At 60.1% G+C, this 25,024-nt stretch carries 17 protein-coding genes and 1 pseudogene; 7 read left to right on the top strand and 11 right to left on the bottom strand.

The window, feature by feature from the left end:
• Positions 1-555 precede the first annotated feature (555 nt).
• A complete protein-coding gene (locus RZS28_RS12245; RefSeq protein ID WP_407338030.1) occupies positions 556-813 on the bottom strand; it encodes a hypothetical protein in 258 nt (85 codons plus the stop codon).
• Between RZS28_RS12245 and RZS28_RS12240 the strand changes: the two genes are divergently transcribed.
• The 4 genes from RZS28_RS12240 (at position 797) to RZS28_RS12225 (ending at position 4,716) form a co-directional block, all read left to right on the top strand.
• Complete coding sequence (locus RZS28_RS12240; protein ID WP_407338029.1) at positions 797-1,621, top strand: CarD family transcriptional regulator; 825 nt, start codon at positions 797-799, stop codon at positions 1,619-1,621. The genes RZS28_RS12245 and RZS28_RS12240 overlap by 17 nt on opposite strands.
• Positions 1,622-1,987: 366 nt before the next feature.
• Positions 1,988-2,413 (top strand): Hsp20 family protein, encoded by a 426-nt coding sequence (locus RZS28_RS12235; RefSeq protein ID WP_407338028.1) that lies wholly within the window; start codon positions 1,988-1,990, stop codon positions 2,411-2,413.
• A 52-nt stretch (positions 2,414-2,465) separates the two neighbouring features.
• Positions 2,466-2,732 carry a DUF1150 family protein gene (locus tag RZS28_RS12230; RefSeq protein WP_407338027.1) on the top strand — a complete coding sequence of 89 codons (267 nt, stop codon included), beginning with the start codon at positions 2,466-2,468 and terminating at the stop codon, positions 2,730-2,732.
• A gap of 373 nt (positions 2,733-3,105) precedes the next feature.
• The gene (locus RZS28_RS12225; protein ID WP_407338026.1) at positions 3,106-4,716 is read left to right on the top strand and encodes a phosphoenolpyruvate carboxykinase; all 1,611 of its coding nucleotides are present in this window, start codon (positions 3,106-3,108) and stop codon (positions 4,714-4,716) included.
• A 7-nt stretch (positions 4,717-4,723) separates the two neighbouring features.
• Here the strand turns inward: RZS28_RS12225 and RZS28_RS12220 are convergent, their stop codons facing one another.
• The 10 genes and pseudogenes from RZS28_RS12220 to RZS28_RS12175 all read right to left on the bottom strand — a co-directional run bounded on the left by RZS28_RS12220 (position 4,724) and on the right by RZS28_RS12175 (position 18,845).
• On the bottom strand, positions 4,724-5,182 hold the full coding sequence (locus tag RZS28_RS12220; protein ID WP_407338025.1) for a PTS sugar transporter subunit IIA: 459 nt from the start codon (positions 5,180-5,182) through the stop codon (positions 4,724-4,726).
• A gap of 32 nt (positions 5,183-5,214) precedes the next feature.
• Positions 5,215-5,913: a response regulator gene (locus tag RZS28_RS12215; RefSeq protein WP_407338024.1), complete on the bottom strand. Its 699-nt coding sequence runs from the start codon at positions 5,911-5,913 to the stop codon at positions 5,215-5,217.
• Positions 5,910-8,621 carry a DUF4118 domain-containing protein gene (locus RZS28_RS12210; RefSeq protein WP_407338023.1) on the bottom strand — a complete coding sequence of 904 codons (2,712 nt, stop codon included), beginning with the start codon at positions 8,619-8,621 and terminating at the stop codon, positions 5,910-5,912. Before RZS28_RS12210 ends, RZS28_RS12215 begins: the two co-directional genes overlap by 4 nt.
• Before the next feature lie 568 nt (positions 8,622-9,189).
• Positions 9,190-9,783, bottom strand: a pseudogene (locus RZS28_RS12205) (K(+)-transporting ATPase subunit C); the annotation flags it as partial.
• A gap of 12 nt (positions 9,784-9,795) precedes the next feature.
• Positions 9,796-11,934 (bottom strand): potassium-transporting ATPase subunit KdpB, encoded by a 2,139-nt coding sequence (gene kdpB, locus RZS28_RS12200; protein ID WP_407338022.1) that lies wholly within the window; start codon positions 11,932-11,934, stop codon positions 9,796-9,798.
• Positions 11,935-11,975: 41 nt separating this feature from the next.
• Positions 11,976-13,703: a potassium-transporting ATPase subunit KdpA gene (gene kdpA, locus RZS28_RS12195; protein ID WP_407338021.1), complete on the bottom strand. Its 1,728-nt coding sequence runs from the start codon at positions 13,701-13,703 to the stop codon at positions 11,976-11,978.
• A gap of 12 nt (positions 13,704-13,715) precedes the next feature.
• Positions 13,716-13,805, bottom strand: a complete 90-nt coding sequence (locus RZS28_RS12190) for a K(+)-transporting ATPase subunit F (RefSeq protein ID WP_407338020.1) — start codon at positions 13,803-13,805, stop codon at positions 13,716-13,718.
• A gap of 485 nt (positions 13,806-14,290) precedes the next feature.
• Positions 14,291-15,613, bottom strand: a complete 1,323-nt coding sequence (locus RZS28_RS12185; RefSeq protein WP_407338019.1) for an outer membrane beta-barrel protein — start codon at positions 15,611-15,613, stop codon at positions 14,291-14,293.
• 332 nt (positions 15,614-15,945) lie between these two features.
• Entirely contained in the window at positions 15,946-17,532 is a 1,587-nt protein-coding gene (gene serA, locus RZS28_RS12180; protein ID WP_407338017.1) for a phosphoglycerate dehydrogenase, read from the bottom strand.
• A 140-nt stretch (positions 17,533-17,672) separates the two neighbouring features.
• Entirely contained in the window at positions 17,673-18,845 is a 1,173-nt protein-coding gene (locus tag RZS28_RS12175; RefSeq protein WP_407338016.1) for a phosphoserine transaminase, read from the bottom strand.
• Positions 18,846-19,958: 1,113 nt separating this feature from the next.
• Between RZS28_RS12175 and RZS28_RS12170 the strand changes: the two genes are divergently transcribed.
• The 3 genes from RZS28_RS12170 (at position 19,959) to RZS28_RS12160 (ending at position 24,932) form a co-directional block, all read left to right on the top strand.
• Positions 19,959-22,298 (top strand): polysaccharide biosynthesis tyrosine autokinase, encoded by a 2,340-nt coding sequence (locus tag RZS28_RS12170; RefSeq protein ID WP_407338015.1) that lies wholly within the window; start codon positions 19,959-19,961, stop codon positions 22,296-22,298.
• Between the two features lie 461 nt (positions 22,299-22,759).
• A complete protein-coding gene (locus tag RZS28_RS12165) occupies positions 22,760-23,470 on the top strand; it encodes a sugar transferase (protein WP_407338014.1) in 711 nt (236 codons plus the stop codon).
• A 325-nt stretch (positions 23,471-23,795) separates the two neighbouring features.
• The gene (locus tag RZS28_RS12160; RefSeq protein WP_407338013.1) at positions 23,796-24,932 is read left to right on the top strand and encodes a glycosyltransferase; all 1,137 of its coding nucleotides are present in this window, start codon (positions 23,796-23,798) and stop codon (positions 24,930-24,932) included.
• Positions 24,933-25,024: the final 92 nt, after the last annotated feature.

Below are 25,024 nucleotides of genomic sequence, written 5' to 3'. Positions count from 1 at the left end.
CGCGTCCCGTCTCCAAAGCGGGACAAAAATAAGGAGCGCGCTGCTTATGGCGTCCGTCAAGAAGACTGTGAAACCATCCAAGGCAAAGGCTGCTCCCCGGCAGGCGGCGCGCCCCAGCGCGGGAAAGTCAAAAACGAAAACGGCCAGGGGAGCGGTGGAGCCGAAATCGAAAAGGGCCGCCGCGGCGACGGCGCGGATCGGGACAAGCAAGCAGAGCGCCAGCAAGACGAATTCGAAAGCCGCAGCCAGGTCGAAGGGCGCGGCAGCCCGGAAGCCGGCGACGGCCAGATCAGGAGCCGCACATAGCAAGAGCGGCGTTCAGCCAGCGGCCGCCAGCGCGAGAAGGAAAGCGCGCGGCGAGACGACGAGCGCTGCTTCCGTTACGAGCGCTGCTTCCGTTAAAGGCGTAGCCCGGACGCGATCCGCGGCAAAAAGCGCGGCCAAGCTAGTCAAGACCGCGCCGCGAACCGCAGCGTCCGCCGCCAAATCGACGACGGCAAAAAAGGCGACGAGGGCGCTCGGCCGGACAGGGAGCCGAGCACAGACAAGCAAGATTCAATCCGGCGCGAAATCCGCCAAGGCGGCGGCCGCACGTAAGGGCGCCGATTCGACGCGTTCGGTTGTCGGGCGTAAGGCGATCGCCGCCGCCAAGGCCGCTGCGGCGCCTCGGGCGGCGAAACCGAAAAATCCTATTAACCCGGCGGTCGTCCTCAAGGCGCCCGCCATATCCTTGAACCCGACCCCAGGGGAAAATGAGCGGACGACGGTGACAAAAAAAATAGAGAGAAAGACATCAGTGAGATCGGTCGCCACGGACGCCTTGCTTGCGCCAATCAACAGCAACGCGGCGCATGTAGCCCCGGAACCCGCCGACAAGACTGCGGCCAAACCGGTGAGAACGCCGCCGGCCAAGGCTACGGCCCCGATCGCGACGCCGGCCAGCGCTGCCGAGTCCGCGAATGTGATAACCGCACCCGCGAAAGCGGCGGAGGCCCAGCCTGTGGAGACGAAGCCAATTATTGAGAAGCCAGTCGCCGCGGCGAGCAAATCGGGCAAGAGCGGGAGCGTTGCTAGGCAGGGCTTCAAGCCGCTTGAATTCATCGTCTATCCGGCGCATGGCGTTGGCCAGATCGTCGCGGTCGAGGAGCAGGAAGTCGCCGGTTTCAAGCTCGAGCTTTTCGTGATCAGCTTCATCAAGGACAAGATGATCCTGAAAGTGCCGACGCCGAAGGTCGCGAGCGTCGGCATGCGCAAGCTCGCCGACGCCGATGTCGTCAAAAAGGCGCTCGACACCTTGGCCGGCAGGGCGCGCATCAAGCGGACCATGTGGTCGCGCAGGGCGCAGGAATATGAAGCCAAGATCAACTCCGGCGATTTAATTTCGATCGCCGAAGTTGTGCGCGATCTTTATCGATCCGATGCGCAACCGGAGCAATCCTACTCCGAGCGGCAGCTTTATGAAGCCGCGCTTGATCGCATGGCGCGCGAAATCGTCGTCGTGCAAAAGCTGACGGAAACCGAATCACTGAAGGTGATCGAAGCGCAGCTGCAAAAGGGTCCGCGTCGCGGCAAGGCCGAAGAGATCGAACCGGACGACGCCGATATCGAAGAGGCGGCCTGACCCATCCCAACAGATATTGAAAAGCCCGGCTCGCGCCGGGCTTTTTATTTTCCGCTCATGAACAGCCCGATTCGATTTTCGTCGCCGCCAAGCGCCAGGCTCGTCGCGGGGCTCGAAAGACAACGGCTGAGCGAAGATCTCGCCAAAACGAAAGCGCAAAGCGAACCGATCTTCTAAGAATGCTTTTGAACATTCGTCATCCATCCATCAGCTAGGCATGGGTGGAAGCATAATGCGACGCGCCCACCTTCGACTCACTCAGATCGGTCTTGAAACGGCGCCGGCTGTAGCCATATTCGATTTACGGCAAGCGCCGTGGGACGCCTTTCAAGGGTCCCTTTTAACGAAGGCTCGAGAGCTTCGCCGATGTCGCGCGCACCGACTTTGAAGTCGCCAATTCTGCTGCGGTTCGACGCCGTCGAGCGGGCTTTCGAAAGGACAGGCGGAACCGGGTCCGATGGCTATCCGCCCTATAACATAGAGCGGATCGCGAGAGACGGAATCGAAACTCGACTGCGGATCACTTTGGCCGTGGCGGGGTTCACCGCCGATCAGCTCGAGATCACGGTGGAAAAAGGGCAGTTGGCGATACGCGGCCGTCAAAAGGAAGAGCGGGAGCGGGTTCATTTCCATCGCGGAATCGCGGCGCGGCAATTTCAGCGGATTTTCCGCATCGCCGAGGCCATGGAAGTAGCCGAAGCGACTTTGCGCCACGGCCTTCTTTCGGTGGAGCTGGTTCGCCCCGAGCCGGAGCCGAAAGTCCAAAAGGTCGAGATAAATGTGCGAGACTGAAGGTTCGCACGAATGCGGGTCTGATCGAGACCGCAATGAAGGAGAAGCCACGATGTTGAATGAAACAAAAGACGAGGCCGCCGCACTGCTCACGAACGAGCAGCTCGCGAGCTTGGGCGGCGGGCGCGTCGCTTATCTTAAGCCGATCCTTTCGGAAGAAGTGAGCAGAATGTTTCCTGCGGTTCCGCCGCTGCAGCCCGGCCTGAAGCTCTTCGCCCTATTGGCGGCTGACGGCACGCCGATCGCCGTCACCGATTCGCGCGACGCGGCCGTAGCCAACGCGATGCAGCATGAGCTCGAAATGGTGAGCGTGCATTGACGCATGCGCCACTGGCGAAGCTGGCGCTCGTGCGTATAGAATTGTGGTCCCAACATATGGTCCTATCTAATTGGGCCATTTGCTGGGACCACATAATTTATGGAGAGTCCGGGCGCCCATCCGGCGCCTGCGTGGGAGCATGGGCAGCGCAGCTTGAAGCTGGCGCTCAGCTCTGACCCACGCTCGCGTAGCGCTTCCTTCTTCCCAATTCGTCTAAACTCTCGAACGTTGCGAGCGCTTCCTTGATTGAGCGGAGCGACAACAGGTTTAAACGACGCCGTCCGCTTCTTTTCGCAACTTCCGCCTATCCCCCGACGTTGAGTTAAGGCCTCGGATCCCCAAATATCGCGGGATCAATCGGCGGGAGAGCAAGATGCTGAAGGCCGGTCCAGTCAATCCAAAATTCCAAGCCGAGTCTTTCGGACTCGAGGACCTGAGGAGCGTTTCCTACAATCTGGAAGCTCCACGTCTCTACGAGGAAGCGATCCGGCGGGGCGAGGCAAGGATCGCGAGAGGCGGCGCCCTGGTCGCCGAAACAGGCGCTCATACCGGGCGTTCGCCGAAAGACAAGTTCATTGTGCGGGATGCGCTCACCGATCGGTCGATCTGGTGGGACAATTGCCAGCCGATGGCGCCGGAGCATTTCGATAGGCTCCGCGCCGATATGGTCGCCCATGCCAAGGGGATGGATCTCTTCGCGCAGGATCTCTATGGCGGCGCGGAGCCCGCGCATCAGCTGAAGGTCCGCATTTATACCGAATATGCGTGGCACTCTCTCTTCATCCGCAACCTGTTGATCCGTCCGGCCACGGCGGAGCTTATGAGCTTCGTCGCCGACCTGACGATTCTCGATCTGCCCTCATTCCGGGCCAATCCGGCGCGGCACGGTTGCCGGTCGGAAACCGTCATCGCCGTCGATTTCAGCCGCAGAATCGCGCTGATCGGCGGAACAAGCTATGCCGGAGAAATCAAGAAGGCGGTTTTCGGCTATCTCAATTTCGTTCTCCCAGCCAAAAGCGTCATGCCGATGCATTGCTCGGCGAATGCCGGCCCGGGCGGCGACACGGCGCTTTTCTTCGGCCTTTCCGGAACCGGCAAAACCACTCTTTCGGCTGACGCGTCACGCAGCCTGATCGGCGACGACGAGCATGGCTGGAGCGCGGAGGGCGTCTTCAACTTCGAGGGCGGATGCTACGCCAAGGCGATCAAGCTCTCGCGCGAGGCGGAGCCTGAAATTTTTGCGACGTCCGAGCGTTTCGGCGCGATCATGGAAAATGTCGTGGTCGATCCTTTGACGGGGACGCCGGACTTCGACGACGATTCGAAAACAGAGAATACGCGCATCGCTTATCCGCTCGACTTCATCGCCAACGCCTCGGCGACCGGACGGGCCGGCCATCCAAAAAACATCGTCATGCTCACATGCGACGCCTTCGGCGTATTGCCCCCGATCGCCAAGCTCGATCCAGCCCAGGCGATGTATCATTTTCTATCCGGCTACACGGCCAAGGTCGGCGGGACGGAAAAAGGCGTGCGCGAGCCGCAAGCGACCTTTTCGACATGTTTCGGTTCGCCTTTCATGCCGCGCCACCCTTCCGAATACGGCAATCTTTTGCGGGACCTCATCGCTCGGCATCGGGTCGATTGCTGGCTCGTCAATACCGGCTGGACGGGCGGCAAATATGGGGTCGGCAGCCGCATGCCGATCCAAGTCACGCGTGAGCTCTTGCGCGCCGCCTTGGACGGCTCGCTCGCCAGAACGAGCTTTCGCATCGATCCCGCATTCGGTCTGCTTGCGCCGCGCTCGGCCCCAGGAATTGCGCCGGAGCTCCTCGACCCGGCAAGGACCTGGGCCTCGAAGGAGGATTTCGCCGAGACGACGCGGCGACTCATCGGAATGTTTCGCGAGAATTTCGTGAAATTTGAGCCCTATGTCGATCGCAAAGTCGTGCAAGCCCAGCCGGGACTCATTGCCGCCGCTTGAAAAGGCTTCAGCGCGAATGTTGCGGGTCGCAAATGAGGCTGCAAAGCGCCGCCGCGCTTGCGGCCTTGCGCAATTTCGCGGCGAAATCGCGGTCGCGCAAATTCCTGGAGACGGCGGCCAAAGCGGCAAGATGCTCGCCGCCGGCAGTCGCCGGAATCAGCAGAAGGAAAACGAGATCGACCGGCTTGCCGTCGATCGAGTCGAAATGAATCGGCTTGTTGAGCCTTGCGAACATGCCGAAAAAATGGTCAAGCCCCGGAATGCGGGCGTGCGGAAGGGCGAAACCTTCGCCGAGCCCGGTCGAGCCGAGCTCCTCGCGGGCCAGCACAGCGCTGGAGATGGTCTGCGCGTCAAGGTTGAGCTGGCTCGCGGCCCGCGCCGCAAGATCGCGAAGCAACTGCTCCTTGTTGTTCGCGCGGGCGCCGAAAACCACCCGGTTCGGATCAATGAGGTCGGCGAGATCCATAAATATGCCTTCGCATGGATTTTCGAGCCGAACTAATCGGGCTCGCGGAGACGATACCCGACGCCGGTCTCGGTGAGAATATGCTGAGGTCGCTCCGGGTCCGCTTCAATCTTCTGACGCAGCGCGCGAATGTAGATCCGCAGATATTGCACATCCGCATCCCCGCCCCAAATCTCGCGCAACATGAAACGATGCGTGAGGACTTTTCCGGCATGCGCCACCAGGAGGCGTAAAACCTCATATTCGCGTGGCGAAAACTTGACCTCCTCACCGCGCACGGTCACGATCCGCCGGACGAGATCGACGCAAAGGTCGCCGGCATGGAACAAGGGCTTTTCGCCCTCCTGCTGCAACCGGTGCCGCTGCGCCATGCGAATTCGGGCCAGCAGCTCATCAACTCCGAACGGTTTCGTGACATAATCGTCGGCGCCAAGATCGAGCGCCGCGACTTTGGCGCTTTCGTTTTCGCGGCTCGAGAGAATGATGATCGGCAGGGTTGCGCCGCTCTCCCTGATCTTCCTGACGACATCGAGGCCGTCCATGTCCGGCAATCCGAGATCGAGCACGACAAGGTCAGTCGCGCTTCTGCGCACGACTTGAAGAGCCGAGGCTCCGTCGACGGCCTGAGCGACGACATAGCCCTGGCTTTCCAGGCTGGCGCGCAAAAAACGATGGATTGCCGGCTCGTCGTCGACGACAAGCACGCGAAGCGGACCTGCGCGCGGCGTCATGAAAGCGTCTCCGGCGCTGGCTTGCGCGCGGCCAGCGCGGGAAGCCTAATCGTGAAGACGGCGCCGCGCCGGTCGATGCGGTTTCCAGCCGTGATCGCGCCCCCCATCGCCTCGACAAAGCCGCGGCAGATCGCGAGGCCGAGGCCGGTGCCGGCGCGCTGCCGATCGGTGCGGCGCACCCGGTAGAACTTGTCGAAAATCCGCTCGAGATCGGCTTCGGGCACGCCATCGCCCTCGTCGAGAACCCGTATGACGACGAACCCGTCCTCATGGTTCGCCGTGACCGTGATGCGCGAATGAGGCGGCGCATATTTCGCCGCATTGTCGAAGAGATTGAACAGGACCTGCTCCATCAGCACCATGTCGAGATCGAGCATGGGCAATCCGTCCTCGAGTTCGATTGCGACCTCGTGGTTTTGAAGTATCTTGGCCGCCCTTTGCAACGCCGCGCCAATAACATCGGAAAGGTCCATCGGCGTCGCTTGCGGCCTGAGCGGACCGGATTCAAGCCGCGTCATGTCAAGCAGATTGCCGATAAAGCGATTGAGCCTCTCGGCCTCCTCTTGAATGGTGCGCATGAGGCTCGCTTGAACGTTTGCGTCGAATTCTCGCCCATGGCTGACAAGGCTCGTGGCGGAGCCGATGATCGAGGCGAGAGGCGTGCGCAGATCATGCGAGATCGAGGTGAGCAGCGCGCTGCGCAGGCGATCCGTCTCCGCCGCCAGGCGGGCGCGATCGATGTCTCGCGCAAGATTGACGCGATCGATTGCGAGGGCCGCCTGATCGGACAGCGCGTCGAAGAGACGGGACTCTTCCGGCGTCAGGAGAAGCCCTGGCTTGTCGCGGTCAATGCCGACGACGCCGACGGCGCCGCGGCCCGTGCGCAAGGGCATAAAACGACGCTTCGCGCCCGGCAGCGTGTCGGCGCCGCGCCCGGTCGACTGGTTCTTTTCAAAGCACCAGCGCGCCGCGGCGAGATCGGCGTCGTCGAGCATGTCTTCGGGCGGAAATCCCGCCTTGACCGCAAGGCCGCCGTCTTCGGGCAGAAGCAGGACGACGCGAACCTTCAGCATCAAGGCGATCTGATGCGCAGTCGCCCATAGGAGATCGTCGAGCGTCGCGACCCCCGCGAGCTTGCGGCTGAAAAGATAGAGCTCCTCGGTGATCCGCGCCTTTTGCCTTGCGGCGATCGCCTGGGCGCGCAGACGCGCAGCGAGATTGCTCGCGATGATCGCCACAATCGCGAAGAAGAACAGGTGCACGACATTTTCGGGATCAGCAATCGTGAACGTGTAGAGCGGCGGCAGGAAAAAGAAATTATAGGCGAGAACGCTGACCAGACATGCAAGCAGCGACGCCCATAGGCCATAGGTTACGGCGCTCGCCAGGACCGCGACCAGAAACGATAATGCGACATTCGCAACGCCAAGCGTTTGCCGCAGCAGAATGGCGATCACGGTCGCGGCTGCGACAAAGAGAAGGCTGACGACATAGGCTTTGAAGTCGATGCGCTCCCTTCCAGCTTCAGGCGCTTTGATTGCCGCTGAGGCGCCGCCGGTCCGGTCGGCCGGACGGGCAATGACGTGAACGCTCGTGTCGCCGGCGATGCGGATCAGCTTTTGGGAGAAGGACCCCCGGAAAAAATCGCGCCAGCGCCCCGGCTCCGATTTGGCGACGATGATATGAGTGAAATTATTGGCTTGCGCATATTCGGCGACCGTGTCGGCGACATCCTGGCCAGGGATTGAAATGGCCTCAGCGCCGAGCCTCTGCGCAAGGCGCAAGGTCTGCGCAACGCGGTCTCGCTCGTCCTCGTTCGCGCGCGCTTCGGCCGGCGTCTCTACATGGATCGCCGCCCATCGCGCCTTGAGTCGATCCGCCATTCGCTTGGCGTAGCGCACGACGGCGTTGGCGCTTCGCGCCGCATCGACGAGGACCAGCACCTGCTCGCTGGCGGGCCATGGCCCTTCGATGGCGTGCTGCCGCATGTAATCGACCATCTGCTCGTCGACGCGCTGCGCGGTCCGGCGCAGCGCGAGCTCCCGCAAGGCGGTCAAATTGCCGGGAGAGAAATAATGCTGAATGGCGCGTTCGGCCTGGTCCGGCACATAGACCTTGCCTTCCTGCAGCCTGACGATCAGATCTTCCGGCGTAAGATCGACGACTTCTATGTCATTGGCGCGGTCGATGATCGAATCCGGCACGGTCTCGCGAACCCGGACGCGCGTAATCCTGGCGACGACGTCATTGAGGCTCTCGACATGCTGGATGTTGAGCGTCGTAAAGACGTCTATCCCGGCCGCGAGCAGCTCCTCGACATCCATGTAGCGCTTCGGATGCCGGCTCTCGGGCGCATTCGTATGGGCGAGCTCATCGATGAGAACGAGCCGCGGACGCCGCTTGAGTATGGCGTCGAGATCCATCTCGGTGAGAACATGTCCCCTGTAGGAAATGCTCTGGCGCGGGATGATTTCGAGCCCTTCCAGAAGCGCTTCGGTCTCCTTGCGCCCATGGGTCTCGACGACGCCGACGACGACGTCGACGCCTTCGGCTTTCTTGGCTCGCGCCGTCGTCAGCATTTCATAGGTCTTGCCGACGCCCGGCGCGGCGCCGAGAAAGATCTTCAGGCGGCCCTGCTCGCACTGCTGCGTCTCGCGCAGAAGGGCGTCAGGCGAGGGCCGCCGATCGGCGCTGTCGCGTTTCTCCATACTTGGCGGCGCTTTCGCTTAGAATGCCTCGCGTTCAGCTAATGTGAGGCGCTCTATCCTTTATCCAAGAGAAAACAGCTCCAGGCGAGAAAAAAAGCGGCGTCGAAGGACGCAGGCCTTCTTGTTCATGCGTCCAGATCAACAGCTTGCGTCAGCCTTTTAAATGCTTCTTGCATTCCTTCCAATAGTCCGTCCACTTCAGGCCGCCATTGGCGTTGGTCGTCGCATTGGCGTGGAATTGGTCGGTGCAGGTTTTGAGTCGCGCGACGCCGGGTTTTTCAGCAGCATGGGCCGGCGAAATCTCTGATGGAAACACGATCGCGGATTTTGCAGGCGCCTCGACCGCGGGCGGCGGCGCGGCGAGTTTGGCTGCAGGCGGCGTGGACTCCGCGACCTCCCGCGGGGCGACCACAGGGGCTGCGGGCGTCTCAGTCTCAGCGGCGGATGAAGAGACGTCATCGACAGCCGCCTCCGGCTGCGGTGCAAGCGCAGCCGTCGAAGAGGCCGGAGCCGCCTGAGTCGCCGCCGATGGAGTCTCCTTGCCCTCGCGGCTCTCGCGCGTTGGGAAACTCTTATCAAGCGCGAGATTGAGCTTCAGCACATTGACATGCGGCTCGCCGAGGATGCCGAAGAGCCGACCCGCAGTGTTATCGTTGACAAGGCGGCGCACCTGGTCCTCGGAAAGCCTGCGCGCTTTGGCGACGCGCGGGACCTGAAACAGAGCCGCAGCGGGCGTAACATCCGGGTCGAGGCCGCTCGCCGAGGTTGTGACGAGATCGACCGGAACCGGCGCGGAGGGGTTCTGCGCCGCGAGCGCTTGCGCCTCCTCCTTCACCCGATCGACCAGAGCCTTCGAGGTCGGACCATAATTCGAGCCCCCCGAATTACTGGCGTTATACGGCGCCGGCACAGTTTTCGTCGGATCATTCGGATCGGTATCCGTGGTGGCTGAGGGCCTGCCGTGAAAATAACCGTCCCCGGCGAAATTCTGCCCGATCAGCTCCGAGCCTATAACCTTGCCGTCGCGCTCGATGAGGCTGCCATTGGCTTGATGCGGGAAAAGACGTTGGGCTATGCCCGTCATCGCAAGCGGATAGGCGAGCCCGGTCAGCGCGGTCATGAGAATGGTCAACATGATGGCTGGAAGCAAATGCTTGATCATTTCGCTTTGTCCTCAAGCAAGACCGACGGCGCCGATCACGAGATCGATCAGCTTGATGCCGATGAAGGGAACGATGATTCCGCCAAGGCCATAGATCAGAAGGTTTCGGCGCAGAATGGTCGCGGCGCCGACCGGCCGGTAGGCGACCCCGCGTAGCGAGAGCGGGATCAGCGCGACAATGATCAAGGCGTTGAAGATGATCGCCGACAGGATCGCGCTCTGCGGCGTGGCGAGATGCATCACGTTGAGGCTTTGCAGCTGTGGGTAGAAGGCGATGAACATCGCCGGGATGATCGCGAAATATTTCGCAACGTCATTGGCGATGGAAAAAGTCGTCAGCGCCCCACGGGTCATGAGAAGCTGCTTGCCGATCTCGACGATCTCGATCAGCTTCGTCGGATCGCTGTCGAGATCGACCATATTGCCGGCCTCGCGCGCGGCCATGGTTCCGGTGTTCATGGCGACGCCGACATCGGCCTGCGCCAAGGCGGGCGCGTCATTGGTGCCGTCGCCGCACATGGCGACAAGCTTGCCCTGCGCCTGCTCCTCGCGGATCAGCTTCAGTTTCGCCTCGGGCGTCGCTTGGGCGAGAAAATCATCGACGCCGGCCTCGGCCGCGATCGCCGCGGCGGTGAGAGGATTGTCGCCGGTGATCATCACCGTCCTGATGCCCATCTGGCGCAAGGCGCCGAAGCGCTCCCGGATGCCGCCCTTGATGATGTCCTTCAGGTAAATGACCCCGAGCAGACGACCGTCCTTGGCGACCGCGAGCGGCGTCCCGCCCGATTTCGCAATCTTGTCGGCGCTTGCCGTCAAGGAGCGCACGGTCGCGTCCGACACAAGGGCGCGGGCCGCCGCGACCCCGCCATCCCCCTCGCGCGCAGAGTTTGACGCATCAGAGCGAACAAAGGCCAGGATCGCATCCACCGCGCCTTTACGAATGACCGAAGTGTCGGTGTCGATCCCGCTCAATCGGGTAAAGGCGCTGAAAGGAATGAATTTGGCGTTGAGCTCGCCCATGTCGCGGCCGCGAATGCCGTATTTTTCCTTGGCGAGCACCACGATTGAGCGGCCTTCCGGCGTCTCGTCGGACAGCGAGGCGAGCTGAGCCGCGTCGGCGAGCTCCATGGCGCTGACCCCGGGAAGCGGAATGAATTCCGCGGCCTGGCGGTTGCCCAAGGTGATGGTGCCGGTCTTGTCGAGAAGCAAGGTGTCGACGTCCCCCGCGGCCTCAACCGCGCGCCCCGACATGGCGAGGACGTTGAACTGCACCAGACGGTCCATTCCAGCGATGCCGATCGCCGAAAGAAGCGCGCCGATCGTGGTCGGGATGAGGGTGACGAAAAGCGCGACAAGGACGATGACCGAAACCTTGCCGTCGGCGTAATGCGCAAAGCTCGGAATTGTGGCGACCGCAAAGACGAAGATCAGCGTCAGGCCGGCGAGAAGGATGTTGAGCGCGATCTCGTTCGGCGTCTTCTGCCGCTCGGCGCCTTCCACCAGAGCAATCATGCGGTCGAGGAAGGTCGAGCCTTGCGCCGCAGTGATGCGGACCTTGATCCAGTCGGACAGAACGCGGGTGCCGCCCGTCACAGCGGAGCGATCGCCGCCGCTCTCGCGGATGACCGGCGCGGATTCGCCGGTGATCGCCGATTCGTCGACGGAGGCGACGCCCTCGATGATGTCGCCATCGCTCGGAATGAGGTCGCCGGCCTCGACGAAGACGAGATCGCCCTGCTTCAGAGCCGCGGCCGGGACCTGCTCGGTGTGAAAGCCCTCAGCGGCGATGAGACGTTTTGCGACCGTATCGGTTCGCGCCTTGCGCAATGTCGCCGCCTGCGCCTTGCCGCGGCCTTCGGCGACGGCTTCGGCGAAATTCGCGAAAAGCAAGGTGATCCAGAGCCAAAGCCAGATCTGGAAGGTGAACTTCAATGAGGCCGCGTCTACCCCGGTCACGAGGTCCCGCAGGTAGAGGATCGTCGTCAGCACGCTCACGATCTCGACGACGAACATGACCGGATTGCGGATGAGAAGCCTGGGGTCGAGCTTCCGGAAAGACCCTGCGATCGCAGGCAGAATGATCGCAGGGTCAAATAGGGACGAGACGCCGCGTCGCACCATTGTCTTGTGCGGCAATGTTCTGGTTTCCATTGGTTTGGCCTTGCAGTTCGCGAGAATTGCTTTTGCAGCGATCAGTAGAGGAGGCCCGCGTACATCGCGAGATGCTCCTCGATGGGTCCGAGCGCGAGCGCCGGGAAGAAGGTGAGGCCGCCGATGATCAAGATCACCCCGATCAAAAGACCGACGAAAAGCCCGCCGTCGGTGGGGAAGGTTCCGGCCGACGCCGGAACGAGTTTCTTGCCGGCGAGAGATCCGGCGATGGCCAGCATCGGCGCGATGAACAGGAACCGCCCGATCCACATTGCAAGGCCCAGCGTCGTGTTCCAGAATGGCGTATTGGCGCTGAGGCCAGCGAAGGCGCTGCCATTATTGCCGGTCGCCGAGACATAGGCGTAAAGCGCCTCGCTGAAGCCATGCGGGCCGGCGTTGGCGAGGCTGGCGAGGCCGGGAGCCACGACGACGGCTATCGCGGTGAAGCCAAGCATCGACAAAGGCAGGATCAGAATCGCGAGCATGGCCATCTTGACCTCCTTCGCCTCGATCTTCTTGCCGAGATATTCCGGCGTCCGGCCAACCATGAGGCCGGCGACGAAGACCGCGACGATCGCGAAGAGAAGCATTCCATAGAGACCGGAGCCGACGCCGCCGAAGATGATTTCGCCGAGCATGATGTTGATCATCGGGACCATGCCGGCGAGCGGCAGCAGGCTGTCGTGCATCGTGTTCACGGCGCCGCAGGAGGCGTCGGTCGTGATCGTCGAGAAGAGGGAGGAATTGGCGATGCCGAACCTGACTTCCTTGCCTTCCATGTTGCCGCCGGCCTGGAGAGCGCTTGGCGCGACATTGACTGGAAGGTCCGCGAAAGCCGGATTGCCGTGGCTCTCGACGGCGTAGACCGTGAATGCGCCCGCCAGAAACAGGATGCCCATGACGGCGAAGATCGCCCAGCCTTGACGCTCCTTGCCGATCATCCTGCCGAAGACATTGGTGAGCGCCGCGCCGATCGAAAAGATCAGGACGATCTGGATGAAATTTGTCAGAGCATTAGGATTTTCATAGGGATGCGCGGAATTGGCGTTGAAGAATCCTCCGCCATTGGTTCCAAGCATTTTGATGACTTCCTGCGAAGCCGTCGGGCCCTGCGCGATCACCTGCTTGGCGCCTTCAAGCGTGGTCGCCTCGACATAGGGGTTCAGATTTTGCGGCATGCCTTGCCAGACGAAAACCAGGCCGACGACGATCGATATCGGCAAAAGCACATAGAGAACCGCGCGGGTCATATCGACCCAGAAATTGCCGATCGTGTGGGCGGAGCGACGAGCGAAGCCGCGGACGAGCGCAATGGCGAGAGCGATGCCGGTCGCAGCCGACACAAAATTGTGCATTGTGAGCCCGGCCATCTGGGTCAGATAGCTCATGGTGGTCTCAGGCACGTAGGATTGCCAATTGGTGTTGGTGACGAAGCTCACCGACGTGTTGAAGGCGAGATCCGGCGCAACGGCGTCCAATTGCTGTGGGTTGAACGGCAGCACGGCCTGTAGGCGCTGCAGCGCATAGAGGACGATGAAGCCGGCCACGCTGAACGTAAGCATGGCGAGGCCATAGCCGCGCCAATCCTGCTCTTCATGCTCCCTCACGCCGCTCACGAAATAGAACGCGCGCTCGATCGGCCGCAAAACAATGGAAAGCAGTGTGCGCTCGCCGTTGAAGACGCGGGTCATGTAATAGCCAAACGGCCGGACCAGCAGCGTGACGATCACGCAATAGAGCGCGATTTGAATGAAGCCATTGGCGGTCATGGAAAGCCTTCCTCAAAAGCGCTCGGGACGAATCAAGGCGAAGACGAGATAGACAAGCAGGCCGATCGTCACGATCGCGCCGAGCACGAGGTCAACTGTCATGGATGAGGCCTCACAAGCTGCCGCAAGCGTCGAGATAAAGCGAAGTGACGACGAAAGCTGCAACGCCGATCGCGACGTAGGCTACGTCGGGAAGGTAACTGAACATCACATGGTCCCTTTTTGCGCCTCCCCGGCTAAGCGCGGGGCGAGCGTAGGCGCGGTTATTGCGCCCGCCGCGTATAGGGTCGAGCGCGCTTGCCGGCACCGAAAATATAAATTTCGTATAAGGAAAGGGCGTTGACGCAGGTCAAGGCGGCTGCGCTATCGCTCACAATTTTCGCCGCCTAGCGCTTTGCGCGCCATCCAAGCGAAGTGAGACGGGGACATTGATTATCGCAGACGGCGTATAGGTTCGATCGGGCTCGACGGCCCTGCTGCATATAAATTTCGTATAGGCGAACGACCGCTTTCGACGCCGGCTCGAAAAGCGATGGATAGAGAGCATGTGAACGGGACCGTCAAACGGCCCCGTTCAAGAACGCCCCTCAGAACTTGACGATAATGTCTCCCGCGAATGTGAATTGCGACGCTTTTCGCCCTGCGTCGAAAGGGGTCGTATGGCTCAAGGACGCGTCGTAGCGAATTTCTGGACGGACGATCAGCGCTTTAATCAACGGAAGCGCCGGATCCGCCGGAAGCGTCGGCGTAATGTTGAGGCCGGCGGTCAGCTCCAAATAAGTGGTGGGCGCCGGCGCCGAGATAAACCCGTATGAGAAGAAGCTGCCGCCGCCGAGGTTGAGAAAGTTAAAGCCATGCTCAACATTGACGAAGTCGAAATTGCCTGGATAGGCGGCGACGAAGAAGCCTTCCGCGTCGCGCCAAACCTCCGCGCGTCCCACAATCTTCAGCCAGTCAGTGATTGCGTAGGCGGCATATTGGGCGACGCCATAGCCGCTCGCATGGAAGGCGTTGTCGTGGATATAGTTGATGTCGTTGATCAAGGTGAGCTTATCGGTCACCTTCCAGGTAGTGGTGACGTCGTCGAGGTAGCGAAGCGCCCGGTTCGGATTGCAGGCGCAGCCCGCGATGACGGCGGGCACGTCCGGGTTTTCGGGCCCGATATGGGTGGTCGCCAAGATGGTGAAATTTCCATCGAGCAGGTTGAGGCCGACGCCTCCATGGAAGGCCACGCCGCGGTTATTATCGCCTGGCCATCCGACCGAGGTGTTCACGCCGGAATCGACGCCCGCGTAAATATCGACCAAAGGATCGATATGCGAGATCGTCATGACGCCGGTATGCTTCAACGGAACGCCGAAATTGAAGATATAGGAATGCGAATAAAGCAGATTATCTGAGGCGGAGATGACTTCGGCGCCTTCCAAAGTGACATATTGGCCGAATTTGACGTCGACGCCGCCCTTGTAGAGCCAGGGCAAATGGACAACGCCATAGGCCTCGACGACGTCGAATTGAGTCCTATTCGGAATGATATAGTCGAGCTCGCCCAGAAAATGCGTGTAGCGTGCGTCCGAACCATACATCGTTTGGACTTTGAAGCCGAAATCATATCCGGTCGCATTGGGATCGAGTGGACGCTGTATTGTCAGCAAGGCTTGATTAAGCAACGCAAGATTGGACTTGTCGGTGAACAATTGCCCAAAGTTCAGGCCGTTGGGCGGATAGGCCGGGTTAAAGGTTTCGCCAGCTTCCACCGCGCCGGACACGGTCAACGTGTCGATCCATGCGGGCGGCGGAGCCGCCGGCTTGGCGGCGACATCGGCCGCATGGGCGTACAGCCCCGCATCTAAGAAGAGCGCCGCCGCACAGAGCGAAAGTAAAGCACAAAATCTATCTGTTGATGCCATGGTGCACTCCCATCAAGCCCTAGGGGGGAGCGACCAAATAACGCAGAGTGCGCCGGACGCTTCAACGTAAATTTATATGGATTTATTATTTCGTTGGTGCGCGATGCCTTCTTGTCACAGTCGCGGGCAAAACGCCCCTCCCTTGCGCCTATGCCGATCACGCCAGCAAAGTCTCCCTAAGTATCTGTAATATAATAAGGAAATGGTGCGCTTTGCGCTCGGACACAGGTCGCTGCTGCGCCGCTGTCGTCCTGCCTGCACAAGGCTGGACAATCAAAATGGGCAAGCCGGCAACTTGACGTCTGCGATGCTTGCGCTTTGGCGCGACCCGGTCAAAAAGCCAGGGCCTTGGCCTCTTTCACGCCCGGAAGCATTTTGACATCGGCGAGAACCTTATCCGGAACCGAGCCGTCGACCTCGACGAGCGCGACGGCCGAACCGCCCTCGCGATCGCGGCCAAGGGCGAAGGTCGCAATATTGACCTCCGCATTGCCGAGCATGCTCGCGAATCGGCCAATGAAGCCCGGCTTGTCTTCATTGCTGACGTAAATCATCGTCGGCGCGACCAGCGCATCGACCTCGATCCCATTGATCGAAATAATGCGCGGCTTGCCGTCGTGAAAGACGGTGCCCGCAACCGAACGCTCATGCGCCTCGGTCGCAACGGTCAGAGTGATGAGCGATTCATAATCGCCTTCGGCGGCGCGGGTCACTTCGTCAATCGTGACGCCGCGCTCCTTGGCCACGCTTGGGGCGGAGACAACATTGACGTCGGAAAGCAAGGGACGCAAAAGCCCGGCGATCGCCGAAGCCGTCAGCGCTTTCGTCTTGAGCTCGGCGACGCCGCCCTCATAGGTGATCGTCACCTTCTTGATGGAGGTTTCGACGAGTTGTCCGGCAAAGGAGCCGAGGCGCTCGACGAGGGCGATGAAGGGCTTGAGCTTCGGCGCCTCCTCCGCCGTGATTGAGGGGAAATTGACCGCGTTCGAGATCGCGCCGCGGGTCAGATAATCCGACATCTGCTCCGCGATCTGGAGCGCGACATTTTCCTGCGCCTCATTGGTCGAAGCGCCGAGATGCGGCGTGCAAACCACATTCGGATGGCCGAACAGCGGGTTTTCAATCGCCGGCTCATTTACGAACACGTCGAAGGCCGCGCCGGCGACGTGACCGGAGTCGAGCAAGGCGCGCAGGGCCACCTCGTCCACAAGCCCGCCGCGCGCGCAATTGATGATTCGAACGCCTTTCTTCGTCTTGGCGAGATGTTCCGCCGAAAGGATGTTTCTCGTCTGCGGCGTCATCGGAACATGCAGGGTGATGATGTCGGCGCGGGCGAGGAGATCGTCGAGCTCGACCTTCTCGACGCCGAGATCCAACGCCCGCTCCGGCGAAAGGAAAGGATCATAGGCGAGGACGCGCATGCGCAGGCCGAGCGCGCGTTCGGCGACGATGGAGCCGATATTGCCGCAGCCGATGACGCCGAGGGTCTTGCCGGTGATCTCGACCCCCATGAAGCGATTCTTCTCCCATTTGCCCGCCTGGGTCGAAGCATCGGCTGAAGGAATTTGCCGGGCCAGCGCGAACATCAGCGCAATCGCGTGCTCCGCGGTCGTGATGGAATTGCCGAAAGGCGTGTTCATGACGATCACGCCTTTCGCCGTTGCGACGGAAATGTCGATATTGTCGACGCCAATGCCCGCGCGCCCTATGACCTTGAGCTTGGCCGCTCGTTCAAGAATCTTGGCGGTGACCTTTGTCGCCGACCGGATCGCGAGGCCATCGAAATCCCCTATGATCTCGGCCAGCCGGTCCTTGTTCTTCCCGACCTCCGGCTGAAAATCGACATCGACGCCGCGCTCCTTGAAAATGGCGACGGCGGCGGGCGAAAGAGCGTCGGAAATGAGCACGCGCGGAGCCATGGCCTTCTCCAGACCTTGAGGAATTTTCGAGCGAAGCCTATGTCGTTTCCATCGCTACGCAGAGATTAAGAGCGCAGCCGCCAAAAGCCTGGCATACGGCCGCGCGCGCCTCTGCTGAACGTCCCAGCAACCGCGCCAAATCACGCGGCCTTGGCCAGTTCTCCCTTGACCTTTTGAAAGGCGTAATCGAGCCAAAGCGTCAGGGCCTCGACGTCGCTCGTCTCGACCGTCGCGCCGCACCAGATGCGAAGGCCGGGCGGCGCATCACGATAGGCGCCGATGTCATAGGCGATTTTTTCCTTCTCGAGCAGGCTCACGATCGATTTCGCAAAATCGGCCTCGGCCTTGAGGCCATGCGCGACGATGAGCGGATCGACGATCTTGAGGCAAATGCTGGTGTTCGATCTGACGCCCGGATCCTTGGCGAGGAAGTCGATCCAAGGCGTTTTCGCCACCCAATCGCTGAGCGCTTTCGTATTGGCGTCGGCGCGGGCGACAAGCGCGTCGAGGCCACCGATGGATTTTCCCCAGTTGAGCGCGTCGATATAATCCTCGACGCAAAGCATCGACGGCGTGTTGATGGTCTCGCCCTCGAAAATGCTTTCGATCAGCTTGCCGCCCTGTGTCAGGCGGAACAGCTTCGGCAAGGGCCACGGCGGCGTGTAGCTCGTCAGCCTCTCGACCGCGCGGGGTCCGAGAATGAGCATGCCATGGGCCGCTTCGCCGCCGAGCACTTTCTGCCAGGAGAAGGTGACGACATCGAGCTTCGACCAGTCGAGCCTTTGCGCGAACGCCGCCGAGGTCGCGTCGCAGATCGTCAGGCCCTTGCGGTCGGCCGGAATGAAATCCGCATTGGGGACGCGCACGCCGGAGGTCGTGCCGTTCCAGGCGAAGATGACGTCATTGTCGAAGTTGAGGCTCGCGAGATCGACGATCTCGCCATAATCGGCGACCTGCGCCCGCGCGTTTTTGATCTGCAAATGCTCGACGACGTCGATCACCCAGCCCTCGCTGAAGGATTCCCAGGCGATCACATCGACGCCGCGCTGGCCGAGCAAGGACCAAAGCGCAAGCTCGACGGCGCCCGTGTCGGAGCCGGGCACGATGGCGATGCGATGATCCGGGGGGACCTGCAAGACTTCTCGGGTGAGGTCGATCGCAAGCTTGAGCCTGCCCTTGCCGACCTTGGCCCGATGCGAGCGCCCGAGCGTCGGGCCCTGAAGATTTTGGATTTGCCAGCCGGGATGTTTGGTGCAGGGGCCGCAAGAAAAATTTGCGCACGCCGGCCGCATGGCGGGAATCGTCGCAGTCATATGACCATCCTTTCAGATGGGCGCCTTTCGTTGGGGAAAGGTGTCCCGCCTACTTGGATATGCCTCGGAAGGGCAGCCGTCAAGGCGGCGGTCGTCAAGCGCGTTTGAACGCCGGCGCGCTGATCGAGGCCGCATTCGGTCCGGCATCGCGCCACAGTAAAGGCCCAAATGGGCCAGCCGTTTGCACGAAGTGAAAGAAAAACGCACAGCTCTAAATCGCCCCATGGGACAGACGCCAGATCGACAGTAAAAAAATGTGACGAAAGCTGGACTGTGTCGCACAGATCGGGATGTGGCTTTCGCCATATCCAAATGGAAAGCGTTCAAATAAGCCTATCGGCAATCTGGAGGCGGCCCTGCCCTGCTCGAAAAATACTTTTAGCTTCGTAGGCTTCGTAATTCATCTGGGATTTGGCGGAGGCTCCAAGCCCCCTCCTCAGCTTACGGTAAATGACATTTATCATAATATATAATTCAAGTGACATAGCACAGTTTATATTGATATGTTGATACTATATATAAACTGCGCGTCCAGACACGAATTACAAATATATGTTTTTCTAATTGTAGCCCCATGACTTGTTTGAGACTTGTTCGAGAGCTGAATTGAAGCTAATTTTGCAAGATATTTACGTCTCCAATTGCACGCAGAGACCTCGAATTGTACGCAGAGACAATGATATTTTCTGGGATTTTTGCCCGCGTGGCTATTTTGTTGAGAGATTTGGCTTTTGCGGCGCTGATGCAAGCAAAGCTTTGGTTCCGCGCGTCAAAGTCTTTTTCGCGTTGTGCTTTCAGCGCGACGGACGCCGCGAGTTCCGAATTCAAACCGCTCGCGTCGGCGCAGTGGCGACAGACCGGACCGAGCGAGCGGCACCCGGAGCGATCCTTGTAGCCAGACGGAGGCATCGTCGAAACATCGGCTTATGTCGAAGACGGATATAAAAATTCGCATGGAAGGACGTTCGGCGCCACACAATTAAAGTTAGCTTTTTCGGCGCAACGAACATTTTGCTAATGCCGGCCGCGAGCGGTTTCGTGGCGCATTGAGCGGCGCGCATCGCTCAGCAGCGCGGCAAACCCGGCGGGCTGGAAAGGACGGCGACGGATAGAATGCTGCAAATTAACAAACAGCTGCGGACGGAGGAAGCGGCCCAGGGCGGCTGGGGACCTTCCGGAGTCGAACCGCGCAATTTCTTCGTAACCATCATTCGGCGTCAGCTGGCGATCTTCGTCGTCATCATGACTTTGACAATGGCGCTCGGAGCCTTCTACCTTTTCAACGCCACGCCCATCTATGTCGCCACTGCCTCGATGGTGATCGACGCCCACAAGTCGCAACTCTATGAGCATCAGTCACCCGGGCCTGACGTCGTCGTCGACGCCGGCATGGTTCAGACACAGATCGAAATCCTGAAATCCCCGAATGTCAGCCGCGCCGTCATAAAGCAGTTGCGGCTTATGGAAGATCCTGAATTCGTCGGCGGCGGCCCCAGCCTCATTCAGTCGATATTCAACCTGATATCGGACCTCTACAAGAGCAGCGAGCCGCCGCCGCCCTCGGAGTCCCGGCTGATGCGCCAGCTCATCGCAGCGTTCGAAGGCCGGCGCACGGTGACCCGCGTCGGCCAAAGCTATGTGATGGAGATCAGCGTCCAATCGACGGATCCGGAGAAAGCCGCCCGCATGGCGAACGCGATCGCCGAGGCCTATATCGACGATCAGCTCGAAGCCAAATATGAGGCGACGCGACGGGCGAGCGTCTGGCTGCAAGATCGCCTGAAGGAGCTGCGCGCCCAGACTTCCGCGCAGCAGCGGGCGGTCGTGGATTTCCGCGAGAAGAATAACATCATCGACGCCGGCGGCCGGCTGATGAACGATCAGCAGATCTCTGAGGTCAACAGTCAGTTGATCCTGGCCCAGGCCGCGACCGCCGAAGCAAAAGCCCGCTACGAACGCATCCGGCAGATCATGAATCAGGATGTGCCGGATGCGTCAATCGCGGACGCTCTCCATAACGAAATTATCGTCAAGCTGCGCGGACAATATCTCGAAATGGCCGCGCGCGTGGCGATCTGGTCGCAGAAATATGGCGCGAATCATCTCTCCGTGATCAATCAGCAGACCCAGATGCGAGAGGTCCTGCATAGCATCAAGGATGAGATGCGGAAGATCGAGCAAAGCTACAAGAGCGAATATGAAATCGCGCAGGCGCGCGAACAAAGCATCAGCCACAGCCTAGGCAACGCCGTTTCACAATCGCAGATCACCAATCAGGCCCAGGTCCAACTGCGCGAATTGGAGAGCGGCGCCCAGACCTCCAAATCGCTCTATGACAATTTCCTCCAGCGCTACATGGACGCCGTTCAGCAGCAGTCATTTCCGATCACCGAAGCGCGCCTCATTGGTCTTGCGGACGCGCCTTTGACGAAGAGTTTTCCGAAGACGCCGCTTGTGCTCTTGCTGACGGCGGCGATCGGCCTGGTGGCGAGCTTCGGCGTCGCGTCGGCGCGCGAACTGTCGGATCGCGTGTTTCGCTCGAGCGAGCAAGTGGAGGAAGCCCTGAACGCCAATTGTCTCGGGATGCTTCCGCGCTTGACTGCGCCGCCGGCGGCAGAATCCGAAGATCCGCACGCCACGGGAACCTCGCCTTCGGCTTCGAACGAAACCCGGCTCGTGCGTCAGCAGCCAATGCTCGACCATGTTCTCGACGAACCGTTCTCGCAATTCACGGAGGGGTTGCGGGCGGTCAAGGTCGCGACGGACTTCAAGGGCGTTATAAAATCCCAGAAGGTCATCGGCCTCACTTCGACCTTGCCGCACGAAGGGAAGTCGACGGTCGCGGCCAATTACGCGCAGCTCATAGCGCATGGCGGCGCCCGCGCCATTTTGATCGACGCCGATCTTCGCAATCCGACGCTGTCGCGCCAATTGGCTCCAGACTGCCCGGGGCTCGTCGACGTCGTGGCCGGGCGCCTATCGATCGAAGAGGCGCTCCTGCACGATCCGAGAAGCGGGTTGAGCTTGCTGTCCTCGGGCGCACAATCGAGCGCGCAATCGAGAATGCTCCACACAAACGAACTGCTCGCGTCCGACGCTATGCGGCATCTGATCGAGACGCTTCGCCAAAGCTACGACTATGTGGTCGTCGACTTGCCGCCGCTCATTCCGGTCATCGATGCGCGCGCGGCGACTAATTTCATCGATTCCTATCTTTTTGTCGTCGAATGGGGGCGCACCAGAATCGACGCTGCCAAACATGGACTGTCCAACGCGCCCGAACTCTATGAGCGCCTCCTTGGCGTCGTCATCAACAAGGTCGACATGTCGACCATCGGACGCTACGAACGTTATCGAAGCGACTATTACTACGGCAAGTATAGCGCCCAATATGGCGGATCAGAGCGCTCCGTATTCCGTTCGAAGAACAAAGCAGCAAAGTCAGCGCGCTGATGCGCCGGTCCTCCCCGCTGATTGCGCGCCCCGCGCGAGACGCTTCCGGCGCCTTTGGCGCTGAATGGCGCCGCTCTCGATCAAACTTATGAGCTTTCTAACCTTGCGACCCATGGGCGCCGCAACCGCCCGTTCGCATCGCGCCGCGCGGATGAAATGGCCGCCTCGCCGTTAGGCGACACAGGCCCCGGAGGAAGCGGCGAGATCGCGTCTGACGGCCCGCATGTGGGCCGACTGATTTGTTCGTTTAGACAAATGATATTTATTCATAGCCGAAGAATAAATATCAAGAGATCTATATAATAACTAATATCTTCGAGTATGCCTATAAGTAGTAACGTCTTTTTGTCAATTTCGTGTTGATTTCTCCTGAAATTCAGGGTATCGTTTTCTTCTAAAGTGCCAGCTAAATATTGAGCTTTGCGCGTGGGCCTGTCGTACATTTTAGACGGATGAGACACGTGATACATTTCGGATCAATTCAAGATGATAATGTCATGGCTGATTTTATATCAATTGACTCACAACCTGCAGATGGGCGTCAAATAACGCAGTATGCTATAGGCGGTCAAGTAAAGCGGATATTTGATTACATAGTATCGCTACTTACTATTGTGATTACGTCTCCTTTATTTGCTCTCGTAGCCCTGGCGTTGAAATTGACCGAGCCCGGCCCGATCATTTTCAGGCAAGTCCGGGTCGGTTTTGGCGGGCGTCCATTCATCTGCTTCAAATTCAGAACGATGTGCGTCGATTCAGAGTACGTGCTGGCTGCATTGCTCGACGCCGACCCCAATGCTCGAGCGGAATGGGAAGCCAGCCGCAAGCTTGTCAATGATCCGCGCATCACGCCTTTGGGGCGATTTTTGAGGCAATCGAGCCTTGATGAATTGCCACAGCTCGTCAATATCCTGCGCGGCGAGATGAGTCTGGTCGGACCGCGCCCAATCGTTCCCGCTGAAATGTCGCGCTATGGCGACCGGCTTGAGCTTTATCTATCGGCGCGGCCTGGCCTGACAGGCGCGTGGCAAGTTAGCGGCCGGAGCGACTGCGGCTACGACAAGAGAGTCGAGTTGGACGCAAATTACGTGTCGAATTGGCGCTTCCCGATCGACCTTTCCATATTGCTGCGGACGGTAAGCGCCGTCATCGAACGAAAAGGAAGCTACTGATTTCGTAATGCCCGTAAGCGAGCGGATCGATCGAATTTCAGCATATCTCAGAATAGGACCGTTCAACTTTTTCTGCGATACGCTGCAAAGGCTACATCTTTGGCGCGGTCAGCCGTCGCCGAACTTCAGCAGAAGCGGCCCTCTTTTGGCCGGATTCTTGCGCTGGAGTTGGCGCTTGGGCCGTGGCGGGACGCGCTCGATGTTCATCTTTGTCCGCCGTCCGCTTCGAAGCGGGCGTGCGGAGTTTCTGGCTGGGCTGTTTCCGCCGGTGAGGACTCCTCAAAAAAGCATGAATTGCAATCCTAATGAAGGAGCAACGCCAGCCATGCGGGTGGCCATCATCCATTACTGGCTGGTCTCCATGCGTGGGGGAGAAAAGGTCCTCGAGGCTCTTTGCAAGCTCTTTCCGGACGCTGATATTTTTACTCATGTCTATAATCCGGATGCGGTCTCCGATACGATCCGGAGACACAAGGTCACGACGACCTTCATCAACTCGCTTCCGTTCGCTCGCCGAAATTACAAGCGCTATCTGCCATTGATGCCGATCGCGCTCGAGCAGATCGATTTGCGCGGCTATGATTTGATCATCAGCAGCGAGTCCGGGCCGGCCAAGGGCGTCATTCCCCCGGCCGGGGCCGTCCATATCTGCTATTGCCATTCGCCGATGCGTTATATTTGGAATATGTTTCACGATTACCGCGACCGCGCCGGTTTTATCACAGGTCTTCTAATGCCGCCTCTGGCGCATTACTTGCGGACCTGGGACTCCGTCGCCTCGATGCGGGTCGACCATTTCATCGCCAATTCGCAGACGGTCGCCGCTCGCATCGAGAAATACTATCGGCGGGACGCGGCCGTGATCCATCCGCCCGTCGATGCGGACGCGTTCGAGACCGTTCCCGCCGCCGAAGTGGAAGACTATTACCTCCTGGCGGGCGAACTCGTCGGCTATAAGCGGCCGGACTTGGCGATCGAGGCTTTCAACGCCTCGCGCCGACGGCTGGTGGTCATCGGCGGCGGCGAGATGCTCCCCGAAATTCGCAGATCGGCCGGACCGACCATAAAAGTGCTTGGGCCGCAACCCTTTGAGGCGCTGCGGCGTCATTACGCGCGCTGCCGCGCCCTCATCTTTCCGGGCGAGGAGGATTTCGGAATAGTCCCAGTCGAAGTCATGGCGAGTGGCCGCCCCGTGATCGCTTACGGCCGCGGCGGGGCGACCGAGACCTTGACAGAGGGCGTCTCCGGCCTTTTTTTCTACGAGCAAACCGCGGCGGCGATCGAGCAGGCGGTCTGTGAATTCGAGCAAATGCGATTCGATCCGAATCTCATCAAAGCGCAAGCCGCGAAATTCCACATCGACATATTCGCGTCTGAAATCACGGCTGTTCTCGAAAACGCTCTGGCTCATAACTCCGCGCGCAGCCGGCTCCGCCCTGGAAAGAAAGTCCTGCCGCGCTGACGGCGTGACGTCGCTCGAAACGTGCTCCGCACGACGAGCATCCCAAGCAGCCCGCTCGGGCTTCCGGGTTCGTCGTGAGCCCGGCGCGAGAA

It is taken from the genome of Methylocapsa polymorpha (assembly GCF_045689225.1).
Lineage (GTDB): Bacteria > Pseudomonadota > Alphaproteobacteria > Rhizobiales > Beijerinckiaceae > Methylocapsa > Methylocapsa polymorpha.
Note: the sequence above shows the minus strand (reverse complement) of the source record. Positions and strands in the feature narration are given on the sequence as shown.

Excerpts from the sequence above, each read along its gene's own strand:
- RZS28_RS12235 (WP_407338028.1), top strand. The coding sequence starts at position 1,988 with ATGTCGCGCGCACCGACTTTGAAGTCGCCAATTCTGCTGCGGTTCGAC.
- RZS28_RS12230 (WP_407338027.1), top strand. The coding sequence starts at position 2,466 with ATGTTGAATGAAACAAAAGACGAGGCCGCCGCACTGCTCACGAACGAG.
- RZS28_RS12225 (WP_407338026.1), top strand. The coding sequence starts at position 3,106 with ATGCTGAAGGCCGGTCCAGTCAATCCAAAATTCCAAGCCGAGTCTTTC.
- RZS28_RS12220 (WP_407338025.1), bottom strand. The coding sequence starts at position 5,182 with ATGGATCTCGCCGACCTCATTGATCCGAACCGGGTGGTTTTCGGCGCC.
- RZS28_RS12215 (WP_407338024.1), bottom strand. The coding sequence starts at position 5,913 with ATGACGCCGCGCGCAGGTCCGCTTCGCGTGCTTGTCGTCGACGACGAG.
- RZS28_RS12210 (WP_407338023.1), bottom strand. The coding sequence starts at position 8,621 with ATGGAGAAACGCGACAGCGCCGATCGGCGGCCCTCGCCTGACGCCCTT.
- kdpB (WP_407338022.1), bottom strand. The coding sequence starts at position 11,934 with ATGGAAACCAGAACATTGCCGCACAAGACAATGGTGCGACGCGGCGTC.
- kdpA (WP_407338021.1), bottom strand. The coding sequence starts at position 13,703 with ATGACCGCCAATGGCTTCATTCAAATCGCGCTCTATTGCGTGATCGTC.
- RZS28_RS12190 (WP_407338020.1), bottom strand. The coding sequence starts at position 13,805 with ATGACAGTTGACCTCGTGCTCGGCGCGATCGTGACGATCGGCCTGCTT.
- RZS28_RS12185 (WP_407338019.1), bottom strand. The coding sequence starts at position 15,613 with ATGGCATCAACAGATAGATTTTGTGCTTTACTTTCGCTCTGTGCGGCG.
- serA (WP_407338017.1), bottom strand. The coding sequence starts at position 17,532 with ATGGCTCCGCGCGTGCTCATTTCCGACGCTCTTTCGCCCGCCGCCGTC.
- RZS28_RS12175 (WP_407338016.1), bottom strand. The coding sequence starts at position 18,845 with ATGACTGCGACGATTCCCGCCATGCGGCCGGCGTGCGCAAATTTTTCT.
- RZS28_RS12170 (WP_407338015.1), top strand. The coding sequence starts at position 19,959 with ATGCTGCAAATTAACAAACAGCTGCGGACGGAGGAAGCGGCCCAGGGC.
- RZS28_RS12160 (WP_407338013.1), top strand. The coding sequence starts at position 23,796 with ATGCGGGTGGCCATCATCCATTACTGGCTGGTCTCCATGCGTGGGGGA.